The 10609-nt window shown below is 63.5% G+C and carries 8 protein-coding genes; 2 read left to right on the plus strand and 6 right to left on the minus strand.

What is annotated here, in order from left to right; genetic code table 11:
- The 3 genes from N3J91_08030 to N3J91_08040 all read right to left on the minus strand — a co-directional run.
- On the minus strand, positions 1-1587 hold a 1587-nt coding region (locus N3J91_08030), incomplete at its 3' end, for a methyl-accepting chemotaxis protein (GenBank protein MCX8156379.1).
- Between the two features lie 52 nt (positions 1588-1639).
- A complete protein-coding gene (locus N3J91_08035; protein ID MCX8156380.1) occupies positions 1640-2068 on the minus strand; it encodes a chemotaxis protein CheW in 429 nt (142 codons plus the stop codon).
- Positions 2069-2080: 12 nt separating this feature from the next.
- On the minus strand, positions 2081-4288 hold the full coding sequence (locus N3J91_08040) for a chemotaxis protein CheW (GenBank protein MCX8156381.1): 2208 nt from the start codon (positions 4286-4288) through the stop codon (positions 2081-2083).
- Positions 4289-4518: 230 nt separating this feature from the next.
- Between N3J91_08040 and N3J91_08045 the strand changes: the two genes are divergently transcribed.
- Positions 4519-5769 carry a hypothetical protein gene (locus N3J91_08045; GenBank protein ID MCX8156382.1) on the plus strand — a complete coding sequence of 417 codons (1251 nt, stop codon included), beginning with the start codon at positions 4519-4521 and terminating at the stop codon, positions 5767-5769.
- Positions 5770-5784: 15 nt separating this feature from the next.
- Here the strand turns inward: N3J91_08045 and N3J91_08050 are convergent, their stop codons facing one another.
- Both N3J91_08050 and N3J91_08055 read right to left on the minus strand, forming a co-directional pair.
- Entirely contained in the window at positions 5785-6501 is a 717-nt protein-coding gene (locus N3J91_08050) for an ABC transporter ATP-binding protein (protein MCX8156383.1), read from the minus strand.
- Entirely contained in the window at positions 6494-7771 is a 1278-nt protein-coding gene (locus tag N3J91_08055; protein ID MCX8156384.1) for an ABC transporter permease, read from the minus strand. Before N3J91_08055 ends, N3J91_08050 begins: the two co-directional genes overlap by 8 nt.
- Before the next feature lie 214 nt (positions 7772-7985).
- On the opposite strand from N3J91_08055, the gene N3J91_08060 reads away from it, so the two are divergent.
- On the plus strand, positions 7986-10298 hold the full coding sequence (locus N3J91_08060; protein ID MCX8156385.1) for a thioredoxin family protein: 2313 nt from the start codon (positions 7986-7988) through the stop codon (positions 10296-10298).
- A 39-nt stretch (positions 10299-10337) separates the two neighbouring features.
- Here N3J91_08060 and N3J91_08065 read toward each other — a convergent pair.
- On the minus strand, positions 10338-10609 hold a 272-nt coding region (locus N3J91_08065), incomplete at its 5' end, for a hypothetical protein (GenBank protein MCX8156386.1).

Raw genomic sequence — 10609 nt, forward strand, 5'->3', positions numbered from 1 at the left:
CACCACCGCAAACCCCTTGCCCGCCTCGCCGGCGCGCGCCGCCTCAATGGTGGCGTTGAGCGCCAGCAGATTGGTCTGCTCGGCAATGGTGGTGATCACCTTGACCACGTTGTTGATCTCGGCGCTGGAGGCGTCCAGCCGGCCCATGGTCTGGTTGGCCCGCTCGGCCGCGGTGGCCGCCTGGTTGGCCACCTTGGCGGCGTCCACCGCCTGACGGGCGATTTCCTTGATGGAGGCGCTGATCTCCTCGGCGGCGGTGGCGACGGTGGCCACCGACTTGCTCACCTGCTCGGAGGCCCCGGCCACCACGTTGGCCTGCGAAGCCGTCTCCTCGGCGTTGCTGCTGAGCTGGGTGCCAGCGGCGCTTAATTCCTGGGACGAGGCGGCCAGGGTGTCGGAGGTTTCGGCCAAGGATTTCATGTTTTTGCGCAAATTGATGACCATGGAGTTGACGGCCTGGGCCAGTTGGCCGATTTCGTCGGAGCGGGCGATGGACAAGGTTTGGGTGAGGTCACCGGCGGCGACCTGGGTGGTCAAACCGATGGCCTGCTTCAGGGGCGGGATGATGTGGCGAACGATGAAGAAGGACAAGGCGATGCCGGCGAGCAAGCCGGCGATTACGCCGATGACGATGATCACGGTGGAGCTGTGCAAGGCGCCCGCTGCGGTTTTGGCTTCGTTGGAGCTGATGGCGATGGCATTGGAGCAGACTTGGTCCGCCTGAGTTAACACTGCATCGGCGACCATCTGGCGGGTTCGGTTCAATTCCTCCCGGGTCTGCCAGTCCTTGAGGAATTCTTCCATGGTCTTTTTATAAGCCTCGGCGGCTTTTTCCGCGGCTGCGAGCTGGCGGAGGTTCACGTCCTGCCGGGTCAGGGAGCGGAGTTCGGCAAACTTGGGCGGGAGGTCGGCGAATTTTTTGAGGGTCTCCTGAAAGAGCGGGACATTGCGGGTGGCTTGCGCCTTGAAATTACCCACGCGGATAAAGTTGCCGATCTCGAGGACTTCATTGATCAAGTTAATTTTCCTTACGCGCTCGCTCACCTGGATAGCATCGAGCGTCTGAGCTTGATTGGTCTGGCTCAACAAGGCGGCGAGGGCGGCGTTTTGGGCCTCGAGATAACCGAGACATTCCCGCACGAAAGCGGCGGCGGCGGTATCCATTTCCTGGCGTCCGGTTTTTAGCTGTCCATTGATTTCGACGGTTTGTTGGGCCAGCCGCTCATATTCAGCGGCTTTCTGTCCGGCTACTTTGGCGGCTTCATTCAGGAAATCGAGGCTGGCGCCGCGTTCCCTGGCCAGTTCCTGCGCCTTTTGAATGGATTCTTTGGTTTCATTCAGGCGTTGCAGGCCCAAGGCGAGGAAGTTGGTGTCCTCGGTGTAGGCGTAGCCGCGCATTTGATACATGGTCCACAGGGCGCTGGCCTCCACGGCGCTGGCGAGGTCGGTGGCGGGCATGTAATCGGCGGCGATGCGGTTGGCGGTGGATTTGACGCGCATCATTTGGACGGCAGCGAGGCCACCAATGAGGAGGGTGATTACGATCAAGCCGGCGAAACCGGCGGTTATTTTTGCACTAAGTTTCATAACAGGTTGGGTTGGGGGGTTAGAGTGGTTGTTTCCAAAATTTGGTGATGGATCAGGACAGGGAGATGGCCTTGGTTTCGTCGAGGAGGAGCAGAAGGCGGTCGTCCCGGCGGGCGACGCCGCGCAAGAGGGCGCGGATGGCGGCATCCACTGTTTCCGGGGGTTCCTCGAGGATGTCGGGGGACACTTCCTGGACATCCTCCACCTGGTCCACCATGAGGCTGACGGCGCCATCGCCGTCGGAGAGCAACACGTGGACCGGCGCGGCATCGGCCTGGCGCTCGGGGAGGCCGAGGCGGCGGCGCAAATCGATGGCGGTGACGATCTGGCCGCGGAGATTGAGGAGGCCGCGGATTTCCGGGGCGGCGAGGGGGACGGGGGTCATGGCCTGGTTGCGCACGACCTCCTGGACGCGGGTGACGGGGGCGCCAAAGAGGTAACGGTCCACGGTAAAGGTGCAAAAAAGCTCGGCAGTTTTCATAGGGGGGTCAGGTCAAACGGTGGCGGTTATGAGGCCGGCGGCCTGCACGACGCCCGGGACGTCCACCAGCTCGGTGGTGCGGCCTTGGATGACGCAGCGGCCCTGGATGCCGGGGCGGGCCTCGTGGGCATCCAATTCCACGGCCTGTTCGAGGATGTCGAGGATGGAGCCGACCACCAAGCCGACGGTGCGGTCGTGGCTGGAGTACACCACCACATTGAGATCGCCGTCCTCGGGCTCGGCGTAGCCCAGGAAGTGGCTGAGGCGGACGAGGTCCATCAATTTGCCGCGGTATTGGACGACCTCGCGGCCGCCGGCCTGTTCGACGCGAGCGCGGGGGATTTTCTCGAGGCGGCCGACGGTGGCGAGGTCAATGGCCAGCCGCTGAGGGCCGAGGGCGCAGAGGAGCAGTTGGCGGGCGGCGGTCTGGCGGGCGGTGGCGGTGGCGTCGAGGCGATGGCGCTCGTGATCCTGCATCTGGCGCAGCACGCGCGCGTGCTGGGCGAGGCCGAGGACATCGAGGATCAGGGCCACGGTGCCATCGCCGAGGACGGTGGCGCCGGCGAAGACGGGGATGCGTTTGAGGTGCTTGCCCAGGGGCTTGACCACGATTTCGCAGGTGTCGTTGATGCAATCCACCACAAGGCCGAATTGTTGATTGTCGGCCTGCAAGACCACGATGTTGACGGCTCCCTGGTCGTCCATGGCCGGGGGGATATGGAAGACGCGGGACAAATAGACCAGAGGGAGGAGGCGTCCGCGCAAGCGGCAGACGGGCGCGCCCATGATTTCTTCGATCTGGCGGCGGCGCTGCTCGGCCTCGACGCGGACCAGTTCGACGAGGTTGACCTGGGGGACGGCGTAACGCTGGGAGCCGCAGGTGACCAAGAGCGCCGGGATGATGGCGAGGGTGAGGGGGATTTTAATTTTGACGGTGGTACCCTGGCCGGGGGTGCTTTCCACGTCCACGCTGCCGCCGAGTTTTTCGATGTTGGTTTTGACGACGTCCATGCCGACGCCGCGGCCGGAGACATTGGTGACTTTTTCGGCAGTGGAAAAGCCGGGGAGGAAGAGCAAGTGGAAGGCCTCGCGGTCGGTCATGCGATGGGCCTGCTCGGCGGTGATCAGGCCTTTTTCGAGGGCCTTGGCCTTGACTTTGGCCGGCTGGATGCCCCGGCCATCGTCGGTGACCTCGATGTTGACCTGGCCGCCTTCATGGAAGGCCCGCAAGGTGAGATGGCCGGTTTCAGGTTTGCCGGCGGCCTTGCGCTCGGCGGGGGGTTCGAGGCCGTGGTCGAGGGCGTTGCGGACCAGGTGGAGCATGGGGTCTTTGATGGCCTCGATGATGGCGCGGTCCAGCTCGGTATCCTGGCCAATCAGTTCCAGTTGGACCTGGCGTCCCAGGGCCATGGCGGTGTCGCGGACCACGCGGGGGAGCTTGTTCCAGGCGTTTTGAATGGGTTGGAGGCGGGTTTTCATGACCTCCTCCTGCAACTCCGTGGTAACGAGATTGAGGCGCTGGGCGACGGTGTTGAGCTGGGTGTGCTCGGAGTGGTCACTGAGCTGCAGGATTTGGTTGCGGGCGAGGACGAGCTCGCCCACCAGATTCATGAGGCGGTCGAGCAGGCCAACGTCCACCCGGACATGGCTTTCGGCGACGCTGGCGGTGGTGGAAGCCGCCGGGGCGACAGCAGGGGCCGCTTCACTTTCCTTGTGGGGCACCGGGCCAGGATTGGGATGGGTCTGCTCCCCTGCCCCGGCGCCGGGCGCTGGCGCCGGGGATGGGGTGGGATGCTCCGGGGCGGATTTTGGCGCCGCGTCCGCCGCCGGGGCAGGCTGGTTTTGGAGCAGGCGATTGATTTTCAAAGTGAGGGGCGTGTGTTGCAGGGCGGCATCGTGGCCCTGGGCTTCGATCATGCCGAGGGCCTGTTGGAGGGTATCCACGAGATTGAGCAAGAGCGTGGTGATTTCCTGGTTGACGGCCATGCGGCCATCGCGGAGGCGGCTGAGCAGGTTTTCGCCGGCGTGGGTGAGGGCCTCGAGCTTTTTAAGCCCCAAAAAGCCGCTGGCACCCTTGATGGTGTGAACAGCGCGAAAGATGCGCGACAAGATGTCGCGGTCCTGCGGATTTTTTTCCAAGGCCACGAGGTCGGCCTCCACCTGGGCGAGGTGTTCGCGGCCTTCGGCGATAAACTCGCGGATTAGTTCAATGTTGTCCATGCGACCCAAGGTCAAAGGTTCGAGCGATGCCAATCCCCCGGGAGGGGTGGGCAAAAGTCCCTATCGGCAGGCATGGGCCAAACTTGAGCAGGTTTTTTTTGAGCGGCAGATGGTGTGGGAAACTTTCCCTAAACTTTTCCAGTCAACTGCCGATGCCAGGAGTGCTGCAGTGGATGCCCCTGCCGCGACGGGGGCGCAAGTTGCAAGCCAAACGATGGGGAAACCCGCAAATGAATGTTTATTTTTTGGATGACGGGCAAAGCTTGTGGCCCGCGGTGCGCGATCGGCTGCTGCCGGAGCTAAGCGGCCGGGGGCATGAAGTGTTGCCGCGGGAGGACGCGCAAGCCGTGTTGGAACTGCTGCGCACCACGCACGAGCCATCAGTCACGGTGGTGGGGCCCAAGCTGCATGGGATGAGAGGGCTGGAATGGGTGCGGCGCTTGCGCGGCACCGATTGCGCGGTGCGCCCGCATGTATTGCTGGCGCTGGAAGAGGACACGGCCCGGGCGGTGATTGAGGGGTTCCAGGCTGGCGCCGATGACTGCGTTCCCGCCCCGTGGCAGGCCGAGGTGTTTGCGGCGCGGACGGTGGCCGCCGTGCGGCTGGCCAATCATCAGCGGCAGTTGCTGGAGGAGATCAAGCAGCGGGATCACCTGCTATCGCAAATGGTGTCGCCGTTGAAAGGGGAGAACAAGCAGGCCGCGGCCGCCAAGGTGGAATCGCCGGCCGCGGATTCCGGCCATGGCAAGCCCACCGCGGCCGCCCCGGCCCGACAGGAGGCGAAAGAGATCCTGGCGGAAATCATGCCGGTGGAAATGGTGGAGCGGTTGGTGGCGGAGACGCTTTTTTCGATGGGCTTCAGCGAAAGCGAGCCGGAGATTCAGCCGGACCGGCCGCTGGAAAATCCGTTCAGTCTGGTGCACTTTCTGATCCTGCCGGAGAAGACGCTGTGGCTGGATTTGTTGCTGGAGGCGGATCGGACCTCCGGTCGCAAACTGTTCGAGGCGTTCAGCGGGATGGATGCCGAGAGCGCCGCGGAAAGCGATTTGATGGATGCCTTGGGGGAGACCTTGAACCTGATTCAGGCCGCCCTGAAGGCGCGCTTCAAGGCCGCGAAATGCGACATTCTAACTCCCGTCGTGCCGCAATACGTGCCCCCGGACAAACTGCCGCCCGGGCTGCAACAATCCATCTATTCGCGGCACATTTATGGGATGGGCGAGATTCAACTGCGTTTTACGCTGTACGTGCACGGGCGGCCTGTGACACGGAAGCCGTTGAAGGCGCTCTCGCTGGGGGATGTGCTGGCGGAGCCGCTGCGGCCGGGGGAGGATTCGGATTTGGTGATCATCAACAAAGGGACGCAACTGGTGGGCCGCTACTTGGAAAAGGCGGCGGGGGTGGCGGAGAATGCGCCGGAGAAGTTGTATCAGCCGATCGTGGAGCCTTCGCTGCTGGGGCTGGCGGTGTGCAAGAAGTGATGGGGGCCGGAGAGGTCAGCCGGCGGTGGGGTGGTGAGAAAATATCTGGCCGTCGCGCAGCTCGACGACGCGGGCGGCCCGCGCGGCGATGGCGGGGTCGTGGGTGGCGATGACCAGCGCGGTGTGATGCTCCTGCTGGAGAGAGATTAGCAAATCAATGATCTGGCCGCCGGTGTGGCTGTCGAGGTTGCCGGTGGGTTCATCGGCCAGGATGACATCCGGCTGGTTGATCAAGGCGCGCGCCAGGGCGACGCGCTGCTGTTCACCGCCGGACAACTGGCGGGGGCGGTGGCGGAGGCGGTCGGCGAGGCCCACGCGGGCCAGCAGCTCGCGGGCGCGAAGCTCGGCCCGGGCGGGGGGCACACGGGCCAGCCGGGCGGGGAGGCAGACATTTTCCAGCGCATCGAGTTCCGGCAGGAGGTGGTAGGCTTGAAAGACGAGGCCGATGTGCCGGTTGCGCATGGCGGCCAGTTGCAGGGGGGACATTTGATGGACGGGCAGGCCGCGGAAGAAGATTTCGCCGCCCGTGGGCTGGTCCAGGCCGGCGAGCAGATGGAGCAAGGTGCTTTTGCCCGCGCCGGAAGCGCCGCGCACGGCGACAAATTCGGCCGGCTGGATGGCGAGGGTGACGCCGCGAAGGACGGGGACGGCCTGGCCGTCCACGCGGAAGGTGCGGCGCACATCGCGGGCGGCCAGGAGGGGGGTGGCGGGAGTGGGGAGGGACTCACTCATAGCGCAGGGCCTCCACCGGATGCAGGCGCATGGCCCGCCAGGCGGGCAGCAGGCCCGCGGCGACGCAGAGGAGCATGGCGCTGCCACAAATCATGATGACATCCCACGGGAGCGTAAGGGCGGGCAGCTCGTGAAAGGCATAGATGCTGGAGGGGAAGAGGTCCATGCCGGTGGCCTGGTTCATGAAGCGGAGGAACTCATTGCGCCAGCGCAACAGTCCGAGGCCGAAGCCGAGGCCGGCGGCGACCCCCAGGACGCCCACGAGGAGGCTCTGGCTGAAGAAGAGCCAGGCGACCTGGCGATGAGTGGCGCCCAGGCTTTTGAGGATGCCGATTTCGCGGGTTTTCTGGTACACGAAGGCGATCTGGGTGCCGGTGATGCCGAAGGCGGCGACGATCATGACGACAAAGAGCACGACAAACATGGCCTGTTTTTCGACGGCCAGGGCATTCAAGATGACCGAGTTTTCCTCCATCCAGGTGGAGATGGCGAGCTCGCCGCCGAGCCGCGAGCGCAATTCGGCGCGGATCCGCTCGGCCGCCATGGGGTCGTGCAACATGACGAGCAGGCCGTGCACAGCATCATCCAGATCATATAAATCCTGGGCGTTTTCGAGGGAGGTGGCGATGATGGTGGCGTTGTACTCGTAATGGCCCACGTCGAAGATGCCGGTGATGGTGTAATCGTCGGGCAAGATGGCCTGCTCATTGGTTTGGCCGAGGCTCTGGCGCATTTTCTGCAAATTGCGGGGCGAGTACACGGCCAGGCGGTCGCCCACGGTGACGCCCAAACTGGCGGCACATTCACTGCCGATGACGAGGGTGCGTCCGGTGAGATTGAATTCTCCCCGGCGGATGCTGGCCGGGAGGCGGCTGACGGAGGCCTCCAGCGCCGGTTCGACGCCGCGGACGTAGGGGGTGAAGACAACGGGGTTGCGGTTGGAGTTGCCGGTTTGGGTTTCCACCAGGACGGGCCCCAGCACGAAGGGGGCGGCGCCGCGCACGCCGGGGCAGGAGAGGGTCTGCGCGCGCAATTTTTCCCATCCTTCCAGGGGATGCTGGGGATGAAAGATTTTGAGATGGGCGTTGAAGCCGAGGATTTTGTCGCGCAACTCCCGGTCAAAGCCGCTCATGACGCTGATGACGACGATGAGCATGCCGACGGCGAGCATGACGCCCACCACGGCGATGAGCGTGATGACTGACACATAGGTGCCCCGGGGCCGGAAGTAACGCAGCGCCAGGAACAGTTCAAAAGGCAGCCTCGACACAGCCGTGTAGCGTCCAAAGCCCGCCCGGTTGTGGCAAGCATAATGTGCGGGAGGCCGGCGGTGGTGGGCGAGGGGCTGGCCGGGGCAAGGCCAGCCAGCCGGGAAGAGGCCCCCGCAGGGAGGGTGTGGCCAGGGTGGTCATCCCGAAGCAACGGCGCGGGTTGCCGGGCGCTTCCGCGCTTGCTAAGGAGGGGGGGTGTGGTAAGCTTCGGTAATGGAAGAAAAGCCAAAAGTATTCCCCCTGGTTTTATGGTTGTGCTGTGTCTGCCTGCCGTTAAACGCGCAAATTCCGGCGCCTGGCAGTGAAGGTCGCACGAAGCTGCCGTGGCTGGCGAATTACACCGAAGCCTTGAAGCGGGCGGAGCGGGAGAAAAAGCCCATATTGTTGGAGGTCACGACGGACTGGTGCAGTTGGTCCAAGAAGATGGAGCGGGAGACGTTTGCGGACAAGGAAGTGCAAAAGGAGCTGGGGGAGTTTGTGCTGGTGCGGCTCAACGCGGAAGAAGAAGCGAATGAGAGCGTGGTGAAGGAGTACGGCGTGGACAACTATCCCACGCTGCTGGTGGTGAATTTCAAGGGGGAAGTGGTGGGGCAAAGTGACGGCTTCATGGACGTGAAGGACATGAAGGAATTGCTGCAGAAGCACAAGGTGCTCTTCAAAGGCAATCCGCTGGGTTACAAGGAGGTGCAACTGCCGCCGAAGGACCCGCTGTTTGCGGCGCTGGAGAAAGCGGGCCAGCTGGCCGAGAAGGCGCGGGAGGGGGGCTATGTGCAACTGCTGGATCATTACGAGGGCAAGATACAGGCCGATGGCCGGGAGCGGGCGGTGGTCCGCTCGACCTATCTGGTTTTGGAAGAGGACGCCTACCAGTTGCCGAAACCGTCCCGGACGGTGGACACGAGCCGGATGAAGGTGACGTTCAAAACGGTGCGCATACTTAATGAACGGGGCCAGGGGCGGGAGGTGGACACGCGGCTGGTGAAGACAGAGAATGTGTATGTGGATGAGAGCATTTATTGGGACGTCAAGCAGGTGGAGCTGCCGATCCCGGCGCTGAAGAAGGGGCAGATTCTGGACATCATTGAGGAATGGGAGAAGGAGCCGATTGTGGCGGGGCATTTTTTCCTGCGCTGGAGCACGGGGTGGCATGTGTTGATTGACTCCGACATCATACTGACGTTTCCGAAAAACCTGCCGTTGCGGCGCAAGGCGCAACGCTGTCCCACGCCGGTCGAGGAAAAGACCCTGGCCGATGGCACGGTGCAATGGCGGCTGCGGACCTCCCATCTGGAGAATGATTCGATGGAGACCTTCACCTCGGGCATGGATTACTGGGAGGGCATGATTTTTTACACGCCCCTGAGTCCGGATGATGTGGCGCGGTGGTACAGCGGCCTGTGCAAGGGGCGGGAGCAGTTGCCGCCGGAGGCGAAGAGCCGGCTGCGGGAGATCATGGGCAAGCATGCGGGGGCTGCCGAGCGGTTGCAGGCGATCATGGACTGGGTGACCAAGGACATCCGCTACGTGAGTCTGGCGTTCAAGATGTCAACGCATCAACCGCATCCGGTGAAGGATACGCTGAGCCGGAAATATGGCGATTGCAAGGATCAGTCGCTGCTGGTCATGGCGCTGTGCCGGGAGGCGGGCATGGAGGCGCATCTGGTTTTACTGGGAGAGGAATTTGCGGAGGAGCCGGACCTGGAGACGCTGTCGGTGGAAAAATTTAATCATTGCATTGTGCAGGTGAAGACGGGGGGAAAAACCTACTATCTGGATCCCGCGGCGGGGCCGCGGAAGGTGGGGCAGATGGTGCGTCAGTACGCGAGCCAACCGGCGCTGGTGATTGAGGGCCAGCAGGGGAAAGTGGTGACGTTGCCGGCGTACGACACCCAGGCCAACCGGGATCATATTCATGTGATTTTTGAAATTACGCCCGAGGGGGGCGGGATTATCACTGAGAAGATGCGGCGGGAAGGCGAACCGGCGCGCCAGTACAAAGAGGAGATCAAGGACACGAACCGGGACAAGTTTCGGAAGGCGCTCGAGGAGCGATTCAAGGGGGCGGGGGGCAAGGTGCTGGAGTTTAGCGTGACGAGCCCCACCGAGGAGGGGGAGGTGTTTGAGAGCCTTTTGAAAGTGCGGCTGCCGCGAGTGGGGATGCGACTGGCGAACGGGTTGATGTTGCAGTTGGGCAACACGCCGACGATGAATCCGGAAGTGATCACGGAGGATCGGCAGCGACCGTTTCGTTTTGAGGCCAGCGATCCCTTGAGGCGCACGATTGAAGTGATTCTGCCGGAGGGGGCCAAACTGGCGGACGAGCCAGAGTCCCTTGAGATCCAGGAGCCGTTTTTGAAGGCGTATCGGAAGTTCAAGGTGGACGGCAACATCCTCCGGCTGGAGGAGCATTTTGAGTTTCTCCCGGCGCGGCTGCCGGTGTCGGAGAAGGACAAGGTGCGGGAGACGTTCCGGCGGTGGCACGAGAACCGGACCATGGCGCATCGGATTGAGCTGCCCAGGAAATAAGCGGGCGGGCGGCGAGGCCGGGGGCGGCTTGGGCGCGGTTCAGGGGTTGAGGATGACGCGGTAAAAGCGGCGGGGGCGTCCGGGGGTTTCATCGGTGATCTCCACGGTGCCGCTGCCGATTTGGGCGGGCCGGAGGGGCGTCCACTGGCGGGAGCGCAAATCCTCGGAGTATTCGATGAGGTAATTGACCGGGGCGGGGAGTTGGAAAGAGAAACGGAAGGCGCGGCCATTCTCCCAACGCACGGCGAGGAGCTGGGGAGCCAGAGCCGGCGGGGCGAGGCGGGTTGGGGGGGGGGGGGGGGGGGGGGGGG

Source organism: Verrucomicrobiia bacterium (assembly GCA_026414565.1).
GTDB lineage: Bacteria > Verrucomicrobiota > Verrucomicrobiia > Limisphaerales > Fontisphaeraceae > Fontisphaera.